Raw genomic sequence first — 16,732 nt, 5'->3', positions numbered from 1 at the left:
CGTCCGGTGGGAGCGCTCCCATTCCCCCACTGGATCCCCTTTTCCCAGGAGCCGCTCATGTCCGCGTTCGACTCAGTACGTCGCCATGGCAGACCCCTCGCCACCGCCCTGCTGGCGAGTTCGCTCCTTCTCGACGGCCTGCTGGCCACCCCGGCAGCCGCCGCGGGGACCACGGCGGTCCGGGTCAACCAGGTCGGCTACCTGCCGGACGGCCCCAAGCGCGCGACGGTCGTCACGAGCAGCACCCAGTCCCTCACCTGGCAGTTGCGCAGTGCCTCCGGCACGGTGGTCGCCTCCGGCTCCACGGTCCCGCGCGGTGCGGACGCCCCCTCCGGCCAGTCCGTTCAGCTGGCGGATTTCTCGTCGTACCAGGGGACGGGTACGGGTTACGTCCTGTCGGTGGACGGCAGCGACAGCGACCCGTTCGACATCCGCGCCGATCTCTACGACGGGCTGCGTTCGGACGCGATGGCGTTCTTCTATCACCAGCGCAGCGGCATCGCCATCGACGCCTCGCTCGTCGGCTCCGCCTACGCCCGCCCCGCCGGACACCTCGGCGTCTCCCCCAACAAGGGCGACACCTCCGTCCCCTGCCAGTCCGGGGTGTGCGACTACACCCAGGACGTCCGGGGCGGCTGGTACGACGCGGGCGACCAGGGCAAGTACGTCGTCAACGGCGGCATCTCCACCTGGCTGGTCGTCAACTCCTTCGAGCGGGCCCAGCGCGCGGGCACGGACGCGGCGCTGGGCGACTCGACCCTGCGCGTGCCCGAGCGCGGCAACGGCGTCCCCGACGTCCTGGACGAGGCGCGCTGGGAGCTGGAGTTCCTGATGCGGATGCAGGTGCCCGCGGGCAAGCCGTACGCCGGAATGGCCTTCCACAAGATTCACGACGCTGCCTGGACCGGCATCCCGACCCGCCCCGACCAGGACGCCCAACCCCGCGAACTGCACCGGCCCTCCACCGCGGCGACCCTCAACCTCGCGGCCACCGCCGCGCAGTGCGCCCGTGTCTTCCGGCCCTACGACTCCGCCTTCGCCGACCGCTGTCTGGCGGCCGCCCGCCGGGCGTGGACCGCGGCACAGGCCAACCCCGCGATGTACGCGCCCGATTCGGACAGCACGGGCGGTGGCGCCTACGGCGACAGCCAGGTCACCGACGAGTTCTACTGGGCGGCCGCCGAGTTGTACGCGACGACCGGGGAGAGCACCTACCGGGACGCGGTCACCTCCTCCTCCTGGCACACCTCCGCAGGCGCCTTCACCCCCTACGGCTTCGGCTGGGCGGACACGGCCGCGCTGGGCCGGCTCACCCTGGCGACCGTCCCCAACGGGCTGCCCGCCTCCGACCTGGCCCGCATCCGCGCCTCGGTGGTCTCGGCAGCCGACGGCCACCTGTCCACGATGGCCGGGCAGGGCTACGCGGTGCCGATACCCAAGGACGGATACTTCTGGGGCTCCAACAGCGAGGCCGCCGACAACGCGGTGGTCATGGCGGTCGCCGGGGAGTTGACCGGTGACGCGCGCTACCGCGCCGGAGTGCTGGAGTCGATGGACTACCTGCTCGGCCGCAACGCCATCGGGCAGTCCTATGTGACCGGCTACGGCGAGAGGTCCTCGCACAACCAGCATCACCGCTTCTGGGCACACCAGTTGGACGCCTCACTGCCGAACCCGCCGGCGGGCTCGCTCGCGGGCGGTCCCGACAGTGCGCTGCAGGACCCGGTGGCGCAGGAGAAGCTCGCCGGCTGCGCGCCCGCCGCCTGCTACATCGACGACATCGGCTCGTACTCCACCAACGAGGTGGCGATCAACTGGAACGCCCCGCTGGCCTGGCTGGCCGCCTACGCCGCCGATCGCCCGTCCGGGGGCGGCAGTCCGCAGCCGACGGCGTCCTGCGCGGTGACGTACAAGGTGGACAACGCCTGGAGCGACGGCTTCACCGCGACCGTCACCGTCAAGAACACCGGCACCTCCGCGGTGGACGGATGGCGGCTGAACTGGAACTACCCGGGCGGCCAGCGCGTGACCAGCGCCTGGAACGCGACCGTCACCCAGTCGGGCGCCGACGTCGTGGCACGCAACGCCGACTGGAACCGCGCCATCGCGCCCGGCGCCACGGTGAGCTTCGGGGTAGAGGGCTCGCTCAGCGGAAGCAACCCGTCCCCCACGGCCTTCGCTCTCGACGGAAACGCCTGCGACTGACCGGCGCCGGAGGGCCACAGGTCCGGTGCCGGACACGACCGTTCCGTCCACCCTCCCGCGGGTGGACGGAATCGGCGTGCTCAGCTCAGCTCCTCGACACCCGGGCCGCCTCACGCGCCATGCGCCGGGCCTCGCCCGCCGACGGAGACCGGGCACGGGGCCGCGGTGGAGGGGGTGCGGGAGATCTCCGGCGCGCTGGGGGTCAAGCGGCCGCTGCGCGATCTGGGAGTCGACCGGGCGATGCCGGCCTCCATCGCGGTCGGCGCGGTCGTGACGAAGAACGCCCCGCGCCTGCCGAGCGAGAGCGAAGTCCTGGAACTGCTCACGCTGACGTACTAGCCCTGCGCCGAGGAAGACTCGATACGGCGATGTGCAGGGCCGTTGCGCGGTGCCTGATGCTCCGGTGGCGGCGCCTGCACCATCCGCCACCGCGCCGGACCGACCCCGCTGCACGGCATGGGGAACGGAACGCGGCGCCCTCTCAAGGGGCTTGGAGTTCGAACTCCGCGCGGGCCGACGCCACACCGTTGATCTGCAGCGCGATGGCATGCGCTCCGGGGTGGTACCGGCGGGTGGTGATCGGCCGGAAGGAGTGTTCGCGGGTCACCTCCATCGCCTCGCCCGGGCCGAGGGTGCGGGTGGTGAGCTTGAACGTCTTGGCGCTCTGCGAGCCGTTGGCCTTGTTGTGGTGGACCACATAGTCGATTGCCAGCCGGGCCTCCTCCGCACCGGCGTTGCGGATGACCGCGGTGAACCGGATGCTTCCGCCGAAGGCCACCCGGACGCGGTCGAGCACCGGTCCGTCCACCTCGACCGTCGCCGGAGCGAAGCCCAGCAGTTCGAGGGCACCGGGATGACCACGTTTGACCAGCGTCCGCAGGCCGTGACGCACGAGTGGTCCGGTCGTCGGGGCCGGTGCGTCCGACCAGCGTCGCGCGGTCGCCACGACTAGGTCGGCGTGGTCACGGCTGAGGTCGTTGAGGTGGTTGGCGACGGAACGCCGGACGTACTCGCTCTCGTCACCGTAGAGGGCGTCGAGGACGGGCACGGTGACGCCGGGACGAGCGATGAGGTCCGGCACCCGTGTCGACCAGGGAAGGTAGGGCCGGGTGCCCTCCGAGGCGAGGCGGCGCACGTCGGCGTCGGGCGACAGCGTCCACCCGGCGACGATGCCGAGGCCCCGGTCCACGTCGTGGCGCAGCAGGACGCGGAGGGCGAACTCGGACGTCAGCCGCCCGGTGAGCTCGGCCAGCAGAGCCATGGCATCGTCGAAGGCATCGGCGGTGTCCTCGGCGACGGCCTTCGTGGCAACGGCACTCGTGACCGGCCAGATGAGCCATCCGCCGAACACCGGCGCGCTGTCCTTGGCGGCGCGCACGACGCGCGCCAGTTCGGCGTAGTCACCGGGTACGTCCGCGAGCAGGGCGTCTCTGAGCAGATCGGCCCTCTGGCGCAGTGCGAGGGGGGCCAGTTGCTGCTCGGCGGCTTGCAGCGAGGGGAGTTCCGCACTGGGCAGTACGGTGCGCACGGCCAGGATCAGGGACTGCGCGGTGCGGTCGTTGATCAGTTCGTCGGCGAAGGGCATGGTCGTCTCTTCCTCGTGGTCGTCTACGCGTCACTCGACGTACAGGAGCTCCCTGGTGAACTGCCGGTCATCAGGCCGGATGGGCCGTGGAGGCGAGGTAGGTGAGGGCCTCTTCGCTGCGGCTCCCGGGCTCGGGGCTGCCGACGAGCAGCAGTTGTCCAGGGGCATCAGTCACGTCGAAGCTCTGGTAGGTCAGTTCGACGCGCCCCACGTCAGGGTGCTCGAACACCTTGAAGGCCCGTGTGATGCCTCCGACGTTGTGGTCGGCCCACAGAGTGCGGAACTCCTCCGAGACATCGCCGAGTTCGGTGACGATACGGGTGATGGCCGCGTCGTTCGGGAACCGCCCCGCGTTCAGCCGCAGCGCGTGGACGGTACTGCGCCGCAGCGACTCCCACTCCGTGAACACCGTCTTCGCGCGGGGGTGGGTGAACAGGATGCGGGGCATGTTCCGCTCGTTCCCGAACGGCGACAGCAGTGCGTCGGCGACGGAGTTGGTCGCGAGAACGTCGAAGGCCGGGCCGAGTACGTAGGCCGCCGCCTGGGGAAAAGCCTCCAGCAGGTTCAGAAGCGAGGGGTGGACGAGGTCCCTCGCGCTGTCCGGGCCGAGCCGGGGGTTCAGCCCTGCCAGCCGGTACAGGTGCTCGCGCGCATCGGGGGCGAGACGAAGCGCGTGCCCGATCGCCCCGATCACCTGCGCGGAGGGATTGCGCTCGCGCCCCTGCTCGAGGCGGGCGTAGTAATCGGCGCTCACCCCGGCGAGCACGGCGACCTCTTCGCGTCGAAGGCCACGGACGCGCCGCTTCGAAAGCCCGCGTGCGAGTCCCGCGTCGGTCGGCTCCACGCGTGCGCGGCCGGCGCGGAGAAACGCGCCGAGCTCGTTGTCGTGTGCCGCCATGGCATCGACCCCGGCCGCGCTCACCGGCCTCGCGACGGGGTGATTCGGCACGGTCAAACGCCTGATCATCAAGGTCTTCCTGTCCGGGTCGATGACTTCTTTTCCTGTCGTGAACGGCGTCCCAGCATGTACCGGCCCACAGCATCGGGGAACGGTGCCGCAACCTGGGTGCGCCACACCCAGGCTCATACTGCCTTCCCGCTTCCGGCGCCGGGCCGTCGAATCGGTGGTGGAAGCGGCGGATGCCGCCAGTACAGCCGACAGGGGCACACATGACCACGTCAGCAGAAACGAAGACCGTCCTCATCACCGGCGCCAGCAGCGGCATCGGCGAGGCCACCGCCCGGAGACTGGCCGCACTCGGCCACCGCGTGCTCCTCGGCGCCCGCCGAACCGAGCGCCTGGCCGCACTCGCCGAGGAACTGCGCCACGGCGGAGCGTCCGCCGCCCACCGCGAGCTGGACGTGACCAGCCTCGACTCGGTGCAGGCGTTCGCCGCCGCCGGCATCGAGGAGTACGGCCGTATCGACGTGCTGGTGAACAACGCTGGGGTGATGCCGCTGTCACCGATCGCCGATCTGCGGATCGCCGAGTGGGAGCAGATGATCGACGTCAATCTGCGCGGCGTCCTCTTCGGCATCGCCGCGGTGCTGCCGCAGATGCGGCGGCAGGGCGGCGGTCACATCGTCAACGTGTCCTCGGTGTCCGGGCACCGGGTGGACCCGACCGCCGCCGTCTACAGCGCCACCAAGTTCGCCGTGGCGGCTCTGTCCGAAGGACTGCGACAGGAGAGCCGCGATGTCCGCGTCACTGTCGTCAGCCCCGGGTTCACGAAGAGTGAGCTGACCGATCGCGGCGGCTCGGCGGAAGCCCGGGCCGCCGCACGGGCGGCGGCCGAGCAGCTGGCGATCCCGGCTTCGGCCATCGCCGATGCCATCGCCTTCGCCATCGACCAGCCGGCGAACGTGGACGTCAACGAGCTGGTCGTGCGGCCCACCGCGCAGGGGTGACCCCGGTCCCCGGGTGAGGACCCGGTCGCTCCTGGACCCGGCCGCTCTCGGCGGGCCGGGGCGACGACCGCAGCCGATGCCCGGCCGCCGCCCTGGGGAGCGGTGGCCGGGCTGACCACGGTCGCAGGTCAGACAGCCGGCCCGAGGGCAATCTTCGCCAGGACGGCGGCCAGTTCATCGGGCATGGAAAGGAACGGGGAGTGGCCGCTCGCGAGCCGGTGCACCTCGTCCGAGCGGGTGGCCAGCACCTCCTGGTCGTGCGGCGGCAGGGCCTGATCGTGCTCGCAGACGATGTACGCCGAGGGGACGGTGCGCCACGCCGCCTGCGTCAGCGGCTCACGGAAAGACCGAGTGCTCTGCGGAACGAGCCGCCGCACCGCCTCCTGGACTTCGGCATCGGGCAGGTCGCCGTAGAACATCACCGGGGAATCGTCCGGTACCGGTTGCAGGCCGTGAGGCTCCTCCGGAAGCGGCGCACCGTGAAAGCCGAGCAGACTCTCGCCGGCGTCGAGCTGGTAGGCCGCCAGATAGACGATCCGCACCACGTTGGCGGCTTGGGCGGCGGCCTGGGTGACCGGGATACCGCCGTAGGAATGCGCGACGATGACGACGGGCCCGTCGATGCGGCCGAGCTCTTCGAGTACGGCCTGGGCGTCTTCGTGCACGCCGCAGTCCCGCCCGGCGCTGGGCAGGTCGACGGTTCGTGTCGACCAGCCGGCGGCACGGAGCGCCTCCCTCGGCTTGTCCCAGCACCAGGAGCCGTGCCAGGCGCCGTGGACCAGGAGCATGGTCGGGGAGGGAATGTCGCTGTCGATCACATTGACTCTTTCGTTTGCGAAGACGCGAGGTGTCCCGCCGGGCCCGGCGGGAGCTGTGTTGTCGTGCGGAACCAGCCTCGCCGGGCCGGCACAGCACAACATCAGTCGAATGACCGCTTCTTGAACTGGCCGTTGATCCCCCGGTCCCGCGGACAAGCAAGCTATGGCCTGAGCAAGATCGAATGGTGTCGGAGGCGCCACCAGGCGTTCCGATACGCTGACAGCGGTGAGAGGTTTCCGTCCTCTCGACCCGCATGTTCGGACCCGGCGCCGCGACGGTGTCCGGACCGCGCGGAAGGAGCGTCGTGGCTGCACACGAAACCGGCTACGACGCAGGTCGGCTCACCGTCGTAGGGCGGGAACGCGAGTCGGCGGCCCTCGCCTCGTTCCTGCGGACCGCTGTCCGGGACGGCGGCGCTCAGCTGGTGACCGGCCAGCCGGGCATCGGGAAGACGGAACTGCTCAAAGCGGCCGTGCAGCAAAGTGCTTCCTTGGGCGCCCGCGTCCTCCACGCCTCCGGTTCCGAGTACGAGACAGAGCTGAGTTTCGCCGGTCTGCACCAGCTCCTGCTGCCCGCCGCGGACAGTCTGCCGGAACTGCCCGAGGTGCACCGCGCCGCGCTGGCGACCGCGCTCGGTTTCGAACGGGGCGATCCTCCCGGCCGCCTGGTGCTGACCAGTGCGCTGCTCGCCTGGCTGGGGCACCTCGCCTCGACGACGCCACTGGTGCTGGTGGTCGACGACCTGCAGTGGGTCGACCGCGCGAGCGTCGTGATCCTCAGTCTGGTCGCCCGTCGGCTCGGCGGCCTCCGGGTCGGCCTGCTGCTGTCGCAGCGCACCGGGCAGGAAAGCTTCTTCGACCGCCAGTCGGTGCCGGAACTGGCCCTGACCCCACTGGAGGACGACGCCGCCCAGAGCCTGCTTCGCCGGCACCATCCGCATCTGCACGCGTCCGTCCGCCACCGCATCCTCGCCGAGGCGGACGGCAATCCCCTGGCCCTCATCGAGCTGCCCCGGGCTCTGACCGCGGCGCAGGAGACCGGGGCCGACTTCCTCCCCCCTACCCTCCCGCTGAGCGCACGGCTGAGGTGGCTGTTCGAGAGCCGGGTGTCCCACCTGCCCGAGCCGACCCGCCGGCTGCTGCTGCTCGCCGCGCTGGGCAGCGAGGACAGCACGCCGCTGATGAAGGTCGTCGCCGGCTGTGCGAGCGACCTCGCTCCGGCCGAGGCGAGCGCCCTGGTCTCCGTCGACCGGCGGGCCGACCGGCTCCGCTTCGCGCACCCGCTCATCCGCTCCGCGGTCGTGGACCTGGCCACCGCGCCCGAGCGCCGGGCCGCCCACCACCGGCTCGCGCAGCTGGCGGCGGACCCGGACGTCCGGACCCTCCACCTCGCCGAGTCGGCCCTGGGACCGGACGACACCATCGCCGCTCGGCTCGTCGAAGTCGCGCTCACCACGCTCGAACGCGGCGACACCGCGCAAGCCGTGTCCCTACTGCTGCGCGCCGCCGACATGAGCGTCGACCCGGCCGACCGGGCCCGCCGGCTCGTCCGGGCCGCGTACATCGGGGCCAACATCGCCGGCACCCTCGACGGCGCCCGCGCCCTCCTCGAACGGGCCCGGGAGGCGGACCCGGCGGTGACGAGCACCCTGCGGGCGTCGACCGCCGCCGCGGCGCACCTGCTCAACAGCGACGGCGACATCGACACCGCTCACCAGCTGCTCGTCGGGGCCGTCACCCATGTCGATCCCGATGCGCAGAGCGCCGAAGCCCTGGAGGAGGCACTCGGCACGCTGATGATGATCTGCGCCTTCGGCGGCCGGCGGGAGCTGTGGAAGCCGTTCGACGACGCCGTCACCCGGCTGGCACCCCTGCTCACGGCGCCGTTCCGGCTCGCGGCGACGACGTTCGCCGACCCCGCGCGGTCCACGCCGGAGCACTTGCGGGAACTGGACGCCCTGCTCGCGGACCTGGACGCCGAGACGAATCCGATCCGTGCCGTGATGGTCGCCCTCGCGGGACATTACGTCGACCGGGTCCCCCGCGCCGCACTGGAGCGCACGGCCGCCGAGGGCCGGGCCGGAGGCGCCGTCGCGCTCGCCGTCCAAGCCGTGATCATGCTGGCTGCCGGCGCCTTCCACGAAGGCCGCTGGCAGGACGCGGCCGCCCTCGCCGACGAGGGCATCGCGCTGTGCCGGGAGAACGGCTACGACCTGCTGCTGTGGGGAGCGCAGAACCCCCAGATGCTGCTCGCCGCCGCACGGGCGGACCTCGACCACATCGCTCGTGCCCGCGTGCTGATGCACCAGTGGGCGATCCCGCGCAACGCCCTGGCCGTGCGGACCTTCACAGCCAACATCGAGGGCCTGGCGGCGCTCTCCCAAGCGCGCTACCAGGACGCGTACGAGCACTACACATCGATCTGCCCGCTGGGCACCTTCCCGTCGCACGAGCAGGTCTCGGTGTGGACGATCATGGACGCCGTCGAGGCGGCCGTGGGCAGCGGGCATGTGGACGAGGCACGCGCCCACGTGCGGGCCGCATCCGAGGCGGGCCTGGCCCGTATCTCGCCACGGCTGCGTTTTCTGTGCGCCGCTGCCGCAGCCCTGGTGGCGGACGACGACGTCTACCCCGACCTCTTCGATCCGCTGGTCGCGCATCCGGAGTCGCTGCGATGGCCGTTCCCGCTGGCCCGCCTCGAACTGGCCTACGGTGAGCGGCTGCGCAGGGACCGCGCGATGCGGGCCGCCCGACCGCATCTGGAACGCGCCGAAAAGCTGTTCACCAGCCTCGGCGCCACGCCGTGGGCCGACCGGGCCGAGGCCGCGTTGCGCGCCACCGGCAGAAGCCGACGCTCAGCCGGTCCTGCGGCCGTACTCACACCACAGGAACGGCAGATCGCCGAACTGGCGGCGACCGGCCTGACCAACCGGCAGATCGGCGAGCAGCTGCAGCTGTCGCCACGGACCGTCGGCGCGCATCTGTACCGCGTCTTCCCGAAGCTCGGCATCAGCTCGCGCGCGGCACTGCGCGACGCGCTCACCGATCTGGGCGCCGAGGAGAACGGTCCCTAGCCGGGGCCATAGCCCGACCTCTGCAGTTGGTGTTGGACGGACGTCAGCCGACGTCGATCACGATCTTGCCCTGGGCGGAGCCGCTCTCCACGGCCGCATGGGCGGCGGCCACGTCGGCGAGGGTGAAGCGCCTGGGATCGAGAAGCGGCTTCAGCGCCCCCGCGTCGGCGAGGGCGGCAGCCTCGCGCATGATCTCTCCGTGGTGCTCCCGCCCGCGACCGGTCAGCAGGGGCAGCAGGGTGAAGACGCCGGAGTACGTCGCCCCGCGGAAGGACAGGGGCGCGATGCTGTGCGTTCCCCAGCCCAGCGCGCTCACGACATGCCCCGTGTAGGTGCGCACTGCCGCGAAGGAGTCGTCGAGCACGCGACCGCCGACGGTGTCGAAGACGACGTCGAAGCCCTCGCCGCCGGTGTGCTTGGCGACGTACTCTTCCACCGCGGTGGTGGTGTAGTCGATCGGGGTGGCCCCCAGCCGCTCGACGACGGCCATGCGCGAGGGCGACGCGGTGGCGAAGACCTCCGCACCACGGGCACGGGCGATCTGCACGGCCACGTGGCCGATCCCGCCCGCTCCGCCGTGGACGAGGACCTTCTGCCCCGCGTGGACCTGCGCCCGGTCGACGAGACCTTCCCAGGCCGTGATGACGACCAGGGGCAGGGCCGCGGCCTCGCGCATGGTGAGGGCGGCCGGTTTGCGCGCGAGCAGACGGGCATCGACGGCCGCGTACTCGGCGAGCGATCCCTGCACATCACCCACGCCACCGGTCATGCCGAACACCTCGTCGCCGGGTGCGAAATCCTCGACCCCCGGGCCGACCTCCTCGACCACACCGGCCAGGTCCAGGCCCAGAACGGCCGGCAGCGTGCGCCGGGCGTGGGCGGCTTTGCCGGCCCGGATCTTGGTGTCCAACGGATTGACGCCGCTGGCCTCGACCTTGACCAGCACCTGGCCCGGGCCCGCGCTGCCCTTCTCGATGTCGTCGAGGACCAGCGGGGTGTCGAACTCTCGGAGAACCACTGCGCGCATGACTGCGTCTCGTTCCTGTCTTGTCGGGCGGAGGGAAGGGGCCGGCCGGTAACCCCAGTCTGCGCCGTGGCTCGCCACCGGAACATCAGTCAGATGACTCTCAGGTCATCAGGACTCCCCGGTTGCCAGTGGCTCCAGTCAGGGCTGGATGTTCTCCAGGTCCTCCAGAAGGCCGGGGTGCTTGGGCTCCCAGCCGAGCGCCTGCCGGGTGTACGCACTGGACGAGGGCTGGTCGCCGGCGAAGATCGGACCAAGGGGACCGTAGGTCTCCGCGGGCGCCGGCTCGACCGGGAGGCCCAGCCGTCGGCCGATGACCGTGGCGATGTCCCGCACCTGGTCGCCCTCGTCGGCCACGGCGTGCCAGGAGGTACCCGCTTCCGCCTGTTCCAGGGCGAGCCGGAAGAGGACAGCCGCGTCGAGCGCGTGCACGGCCGGCCAGCGCTGTGCGCCGTCACCCGGGTAACCGGACACTCCGGTCCGGCGTGCGATGTCGGTCAGGAGGCCGGCGAATCCGCCGGTGCCCTGGTTGTGCACCGTGCGCGGCAGGCGTACGGCGGTGCTGCGGACGCCGCGCGATGCCAGGCCCAGGATGGAGGTGACCGTACGACCGCGACCGCCGACCGGCCCCTCGATCATCAGCGGGTCGGCCTCGGTGGAGGCGCGGCCGGGTACGGCGGGCGTCCCCGAGACCGTGACGAGGGGGCGGCCGCTGCCGAGGAGTTCCTCGCCGAGGGCCGCGAGGGCGGCACCCTCCTCCACCACCGACTTCGCGACGGCGTCGGGGCTGCTGAAGTCGTGGCCGAACGCGAGGTGGATCACTCCGTCGGACTGGGCGGCGCCTGCGCGCAGGGTGTCCAGGACGGCGAGGGCTCCGCGCAGCGATTCGGCGCCGGCCGCCTCCATGGCCTGAGCGGATGCGTCGGAGCGGGCGAGGGCGAGGACGGTGTGGCCGTTGTCGAGCAGTTCGGCGACGACAGCGGAACCGATCAGACCGGTACCGCCGGTGATGAAAACGCGCATGGGAAACTCCCCAGGAGTGATGGGACTCTTGTCCCATCACCCTACCGCAGTGACGGGACAAGAGTCCCATCACATAGGATGGTGACCATGGCCAGATGGGAACCGGGTGCGCGCGAACGCCTGGTCGTGGCTGCCGTCGACCTGTTCACCGAGCAGGGGTACGACGCCACGACGGTCGCGCAGATCGCCGAGCGCGCAGGAGTCACCAAGAGCACCTTCTTCCGGCACTTCCCCGACAAGCGGGAGCTGCTGGTGGCCGGGCAGGAGACGCTGAGCCGGCTGCTGGCCGAGGGGATCGCCGAGACGCCCGCTGACGCCAGCCCGCTGGAGGCGGTCGCCGCCGGCCTGGAGCGCGCGTCGAGCGCGATGGGCCCCATGAGCCGCGAGATCGCCCCTCGCCTGAAGGCGGCCGTCGCCGCCAGTGCCGAACTGCAGGAGCGGGACGCCCTCAAGAGCGTCAGCCTCGCGGCCGCGATGACGAACGCCCTGGTCGCCCGCGGCGTCCCCGATCCGACCGCGGCCCTGGCGGGCGAACTGGGCGTCCTCGCCTTCAAACGGGGATACGCCCAGTGGTCCGAGAGCGAGCGTGACGGCAAGGACGAACTCGCCGGATACACCCTGGCGGCCCTGGACGAACTGCGCACGGCGAGCGCCTCGCTGGGCTGACCGGCCACCTGACCTCTCCGACTCGATAGTGGTGGGGCGCTTTCCCCTGGACGCGTACGGCCAGGGCTGGCGAAATCTGCTCTATGTGCGGTTTGCTCTGGCAGAGTCGGCGCATGTCTGCCCAGAGCATCTACGCCGTCGTCGGCATCGCGCCCGTCACCATCGCGCCCGTCACCGTCGCCGCCGACTCGGCCGCATGACGACCGCCGAGCAGCGCGCCGAGGGCGCGGGACCGTTCACCACCCGGCTCACCTGGCGGCCGCCCAACGGCGGCACGGCCGTCTGGGAGTCGCGACCCGCCCGGCGCCGCGGAGTCATCGCCTTCCGCCCGTCCGGCGCCCCGGCCGGCCAGGACATCAGCGTCGACGACCTCACTCTCGGCCGCCTGCGCAGGCTCAACGCCATCGCCGCGACCGCCTTCGTCATCGGCGGCGCACTCTTCGCGGTCGGCGCCGGTGTCGCCCAGCTGGGCGCCGGCGACGCCACCACCTGCGCCTCGATCTACTTCGCCGGCGGACTGTTCTTCAACACCGGCGGCTACGTCTCCCTGCTCCAGGTCGTCAACGCCCCCCGCCACGAACCCGGCGGAGAAGGCCGCCTGATCAGCCGCTCCTGGCGCTGGTGGAGCTACGAGCCGACACGGGTGGACTGGCTGAGCACACTCATCCTCTTCGCCGGCACGCTGGTGTTCGCCGTGAACCTGTTCGACTCCTTTCTGAAAGGGCTGAGCGTCCAGCAGATCAACCGGCTCATCTGGACCCCGGATGTGGTCGGCTGCGTGTTGTTCCTGCTCTCCGGCCAGCTCGCCTCCGTGGAGATCTGCCACCGCGCATGGCCCTGCCTGCACCGCCGGAGCCTCGGCTGGTGGATCGTCGCCGTCAACCAGCTCGGCTCGGTCCTCTTCATGGTCTCGGCACTCGCCGCCTATACCCGCCCCGCCACCGGCAGCCAGATCAACGCCGACATCGCCAACTGGACCACGCTCACCGGCGCGTGCTGTTTCTCTCTCGGCGGCTTCCTCCAACTCTTCGAACGGCCCTGACTCCTGGGATGACCGAGCGGCGGGAACCCCGACAGGCGGCAACTACCTCTGCGTACGCTGCCCGTATGGGGTTGAGAGCCGTCTACCGCGCGCACCGCCAGCTCGTCGCCCAGGTCGAACCGGTGCCTTCGCAGGCGCTCCCCGCCATCAACTGCGGCTGCCCCACCGCGGGATACAGCGCTCCGTCCCACCCCGACCCGGAGGTCATCTCAGTGTTTCGCGCACGGGTACTCCTCGGTGCCCCGCCGGCAGTGGTGATACTCGCCCTGTCCGGCTGCTCTTCCCACTGGGGCTGCACCGACACGACTGCCGAACGCGGTGAGGCAGGTGTCAGCGTGCAGGTCGAAGACACATCCGGGCGACGTCTTGGCGTCACCGCCGAGGTCGTCGGCTGGCGCCTCGAGCGGCATCCGCAGGTGCCCTCCGAAGGCGACAAGGTCCACTTCCACTACCGCTTCGACGGCGCCGCCCCGGCATCCGGCCCCGCGGTGGATACCTGTGCGGTCGACAGCGAGCGCGTGGCGTTGGGGTGTCAGACGGTCTCTTCGTCCGGGGCGTGGCCCGAGCCGGACGGTTCCCTCACGGGTGACGACTGGCTTGCCGTCGAGCATCCTGAGCAGGTTGCCGAAGTGCTGATGATCCCTAATGACCAGTCCTATGGCCGGCGGCCAACCTGCGAGCAGGACATCAAGGACGGTGGGGGGATGCATCCTCCGAAGCCGGCCGGCAGAGGGGACCAACTGTAGGCCGCGAAGCACGCACCAATAACACCTCGGGGAGCAGCAGCCATGGCTGAGTTGATCCGGCAGCAGGAGTTGGACGTGGAGGTCGACTTCTACGGCTTCGCCCTGCAGGACGTCGACGAGAACCAGGTACCGATCGAATACCCGGAGGGCCGGGAGGCCGGCAGCGCGTTCCTGGCCGCGCGCGAGGGACGGCTCGACATCGAGAGTGCCGGTCACACGCACACCGCCACCTTGTCCGCTGAGGTCTGGGACGGTGAGCCTGCGGCCGCGGATGACCGCGGGGAATGGGAAGCGCGGGGCGAGGCCCGGATCCACAGTCCCTCCGGTGAGCTCGCGGTGTGGGGCGTCACGGGCGGGCCGATGCACACCTGCCTCAAGCTGGCGGACAGCGGCGGCAGTTGGCGGGTACGCGTGTACTGCGAGGGTCGGGCCGAAGTCCGGCGGTCGGCCCAGCAAGGGGTGCCGGAGGGCATCGAGCACTATCTGGTGCAGTTCTGGCCGGCGAGGTGACGAGCGCGGCCAGGTGACCGAAGGAAGGTCCTGGTCGCCTCGGCGCGCGTCGAATCAGCGCAGAGCCGCCTATCGCGAGTCAGGGCGCGTCGCCGGAGTAATAGAAACGGCAACTCACGCCTGGACCCGGTATACGCGGCTCCCCCGGGCGCGGGTCGTAGAGCGCACGCCCGCCGGGGAACCGCCCCAGCTCGGTGGGCAGGGCGGCGCCGTTCTCGATCTCCTCTGGCCGCCACCCCGTGATGTCGAGCAGCAGCCCGTCCAGCGGCCCGCCTATCAGCAGGGCGTAGGCCTGCCGCGGGCGCGGCCCCGGGTCGGGATCGTCGTGGTCATGGCCGTAGACCCGGCCGCGCAGCAGCTGCTCGTCTCCGTTCATGCGTGAAGTTTCGCAGCGACCACTGACAACGGGCCTCTCACGAACGGCCGCCGTCCCGGGAGGCCAGGTGCGGGGCGGAGCAGCGCCACAGATGCGGCCCCCAAAGATCACGAGCGAACGCCGCCCGGCCGCCTGGACGTCCGTGGCGACACTCCCCGTCACTCATTCAATGGTCAACTTTCCACTTTGACTCTGTCGAGTGAAAATTCGGATATATGGTCGTTATATGGCTTAGCGCGCGGGCAAGTGAGGCTGACTGTGGTCGATGCGGCGGATGCAGAGGGACCGGGGCAGGCGCCGCCCGGCCTGGGACCGCTGGAGCAATCCCTGGCGATGGCGGCCGACCTGCTGGGTATGACGGAGGCGCTGGTGCGGGCGTCGTCCTGGATGGGGCTCGTGGGCTGGGCCGTGATGCTGTACCAGGCAGACGGCGCCCACCTGTTTCCCTGCGGGATGGCCGGCCTGAGCCGGCGCTGGCAGCCGCCGCTGCGGCCCTTGTCCACGGGGGACGCCTGGCCGGTGAGCGAAGCGGCGCTCGGGCAGGAGCGGGCGGGCTGCGGGACGACAGGGCCCTACCCGTTGCCGGCGAAGGCCGGGACCGCGGCCTGGATGGTGCTGCCGCTGGCCAAGAGACAGGGCGTCGCCGTGGCGCTGCGTCCCGGTGTCACCGACTTCCGCCCGGTGGAGCAGGACTTCCTGCGCGAGGCCGTGGGCATGCTGGACCGCTATCTGCCCGCTGTGGAGCGGACCGGACGCACGGTGGAGCCCGCCCCGCGCCTGAGGCAGCGGTCGGCCGGTGTTTTCCGCCTCGACCTGACCGACGAGCAGGTGGAGTGTGACGAGATCTTCGCGCGTCAGCACGCTCTGCCCCGTCCCGGGCGCTACCCGCTCGCCGACATCCTGTGCCGGATCCCCCCGCACGACCTGCCGCGGATCGAGGAGATCCTGGGCGAGCTGCGTGCACGACCCGGCACCTTCGAGGTGTCCTACCGCATCACCTCCGACGGCGGCGGTATCCGCCATCTGCGAGCGCACTGCACCAGCAGCCGGACTCTGAACGGTGCGGTCCTGGACATCGCGGGCGAGGTCACCGATGTCACCACCGAGGCGCAGCAGATAGGCGAGCGCGAAGCCCTTCTGCGGGAGCAGCTCCGACGCGCCGACCGCATGATCTCCCTCGCGGCCAGCGCCGCCAGCGCGAGCGGAACCGATGAACTGGCGGCCGCAGCCTGCGAGGCTCTCGCCGTCTTCGGTGCCGACGCCCTCGTCATCGTCGAGGCCCACGGCGGCCGTACCCGCGTCGTGACGACGGCCGGCTACGACCGCGAACACCGCGCCGCCCTGGACGGCCTCCCGCTCTCCGCTCGCACCCCGCTCACCGACGCCCTGCGCAACCAGCAGGCCGTCTTCACCCCCTCCCACCGCGACCTGGTGTCCGCCTACCCGCACTACGCCGCCACCCTGCCCCGGCTCCAACGCCACGCCTGGGCGGCCGTCCCCCTTCCGCTGGCCGATCCCACCACCCCCGCCGTCTGCATGTTCTCCTTCAACCGCACCCACGCCTTTCAGCCCTCCGACCAGCCGCTGCTCATCGCCGGCGCGGCCCTGCTCGGGCGGGCGCTGGAGCGCTGCCGCACCTACGACGCGGAACACGAGCGCGCGGTCCACCTCCAGCGCAGCCTGCTGCCCGCCCACCTTCCCCAGCGTCCCGGCCTGCGGTTGACCGCCTCGTACCAGCCCGCCGCCCCTCAAGCA

Annotated in this window: 15 protein-coding genes; 9 read left to right on the top strand and 6 right to left on the bottom strand. The window is 71.3% G+C overall.

Annotated elements, in window-relative coordinates:
* Nucleotides 1–57 precede the first annotated feature (57 nt).
* Nucleotides 58–2,205, top strand: a complete 2,148-nt coding sequence (locus M8J74_RS17525; RefSeq protein WP_249837309.1) for a glycoside hydrolase family 9 protein — start codon at nucleotides 58–60, stop codon at nucleotides 2,203–2,205.
* Nucleotides 2,206–2,379: 174 nt separating this feature from the next.
* Nucleotides 2,380–2,544 carry a hypothetical protein gene (locus M8J74_RS17520; RefSeq protein WP_249837308.1) on the top strand — a complete coding sequence of 55 codons (165 nt, stop codon included), beginning with the start codon at nucleotides 2,380–2,382 and terminating at the stop codon, nucleotides 2,542–2,544.
* Nucleotides 2,545–2,686: 142 nt separating this feature from the next.
* On the opposite strand, the gene M8J74_RS17515 is transcribed toward M8J74_RS17520, so the two are convergent.
* Together M8J74_RS17515 and M8J74_RS17510 are read right to left on the bottom strand one after the other, a co-directional pair.
* The gene (locus M8J74_RS17515) at nucleotides 2,687–3,790 is read right to left on the bottom strand and encodes a DNA alkylation repair protein (RefSeq protein ID WP_249837307.1); all 1,104 of its coding nucleotides are present in this window, start codon (nucleotides 3,788–3,790) and stop codon (nucleotides 2,687–2,689) included.
* 70 nt (nucleotides 3,791–3,860) lie between these two features.
* Nucleotides 3,861–4,877: a helix-turn-helix transcriptional regulator gene (locus M8J74_RS17510; protein WP_308406060.1), complete on the bottom strand. Its 1,017-nt coding sequence runs from the start codon at nucleotides 4,875–4,877 to the stop codon at nucleotides 3,861–3,863.
* Nucleotides 4,878–4,960: 83 nt separating this feature from the next.
* On the opposite strand from M8J74_RS17510, the gene M8J74_RS17505 reads away from it, so the two are divergent.
* Nucleotides 4,961–5,698, top strand: coding sequence for an SDR family oxidoreductase (locus M8J74_RS17505; protein WP_249837306.1), 738 nt, complete (start codon nucleotides 4,961–4,963; stop codon nucleotides 5,696–5,698).
* A gap of 128 nt (nucleotides 5,699–5,826) precedes the next feature.
* Here the strand turns inward: M8J74_RS17505 and M8J74_RS17500 are convergent, their stop codons facing one another.
* Nucleotides 5,827–6,516, bottom strand: coding sequence for an alpha/beta fold hydrolase (locus M8J74_RS17500; protein ID WP_249837305.1), 690 nt, complete (start codon nucleotides 6,514–6,516; stop codon nucleotides 5,827–5,829).
* Nucleotides 6,517–6,821: 305 nt separating this feature from the next.
* Between M8J74_RS17500 and M8J74_RS17495 the strand changes: the two genes are divergently transcribed.
* Complete coding sequence (locus tag M8J74_RS17495) at nucleotides 6,822–9,590, top strand: AAA family ATPase (RefSeq protein ID WP_249837304.1); 2,769 nt, start codon at nucleotides 6,822–6,824, stop codon at nucleotides 9,588–9,590.
* Between the two features lie 43 nt (nucleotides 9,591–9,633).
* Here M8J74_RS17495 and M8J74_RS17490 read toward each other — a convergent pair whose 3' ends face one another.
* On the bottom strand, nucleotides 9,634–10,617 hold the full coding sequence (locus M8J74_RS17490) for a zinc-dependent alcohol dehydrogenase family protein (RefSeq protein WP_249837303.1): 984 nt from the start codon (nucleotides 10,615–10,617) through the stop codon (nucleotides 9,634–9,636).
* 138 nt (nucleotides 10,618–10,755) lie between these two features.
* The gene (locus M8J74_RS17485) at nucleotides 10,756–11,637 is read right to left on the bottom strand and encodes an SDR family oxidoreductase (protein WP_249837302.1); all 882 of its coding nucleotides are present in this window, start codon (nucleotides 11,635–11,637) and stop codon (nucleotides 10,756–10,758) included.
* 87 nt (nucleotides 11,638–11,724) lie between these two features.
* Between M8J74_RS17485 and M8J74_RS17480 the strand changes: the two genes are divergently transcribed.
* The 4 genes from M8J74_RS17480 to M8J74_RS17465 all read left to right on the top strand — a co-directional run bounded on the left by M8J74_RS17480 (nucleotide 11,725) and on the right by M8J74_RS17465 (nucleotide 14,601).
* Nucleotides 11,725–12,303, top strand: coding sequence for a TetR/AcrR family transcriptional regulator (locus M8J74_RS17480; RefSeq protein WP_249837301.1), 579 nt, complete (start codon nucleotides 11,725–11,727; stop codon nucleotides 12,301–12,303).
* A 196-nt stretch (nucleotides 12,304–12,499) separates the two neighbouring features.
* The gene (locus M8J74_RS17475; protein ID WP_249837300.1) at nucleotides 12,500–13,345 is read left to right on the top strand and encodes a hypothetical protein; all 846 of its coding nucleotides are present in this window, start codon (nucleotides 12,500–12,502) and stop codon (nucleotides 13,343–13,345) included.
* 212 nt (nucleotides 13,346–13,557) lie between these two features.
* Nucleotides 13,558–14,091 (top strand): hypothetical protein, encoded by a 534-nt coding sequence (locus M8J74_RS17470; protein ID WP_249837317.1) that lies wholly within the window; start codon nucleotides 13,558–13,560, stop codon nucleotides 14,089–14,091.
* A 42-nt stretch (nucleotides 14,092–14,133) separates the two neighbouring features.
* Complete coding sequence (locus M8J74_RS17465; protein ID WP_249837299.1) at nucleotides 14,134–14,601, top strand: hypothetical protein; 468 nt, start codon at nucleotides 14,134–14,136, stop codon at nucleotides 14,599–14,601.
* A gap of 79 nt (nucleotides 14,602–14,680) precedes the next feature.
* Here M8J74_RS17465 and M8J74_RS17460 read toward each other — a convergent pair whose 3' ends face one another.
* Nucleotides 14,681–14,977 (bottom strand): hypothetical protein, encoded by a 297-nt coding sequence (locus M8J74_RS17460; protein ID WP_249837298.1) that lies wholly within the window; start codon nucleotides 14,975–14,977, stop codon nucleotides 14,681–14,683.
* Nucleotides 14,978–15,310: 333 nt separating this feature from the next.
* On the opposite strand from M8J74_RS17460, the gene M8J74_RS17455 reads away from it, so the two are divergent.
* Nucleotides 15,311–16,732 (top strand): GAF domain-containing protein (locus M8J74_RS17455; protein ID WP_249837297.1); only part of this gene is annotated, 1,422 nt, incomplete at its 3' end.

The sequence above is a fragment of the Streptomyces panaciradicis genome (assembly GCF_023516615.1).
Taxonomy (GTDB): domain Bacteria; phylum Actinomycetota; class Actinomycetes; order Streptomycetales; family Streptomycetaceae; genus Streptomyces; species Streptomyces panaciradicis.
The sequence above is the reverse complement of the archived record's forward strand: the minus strand, read 5'-3'. Positions and strand labels throughout refer to the sequence as shown.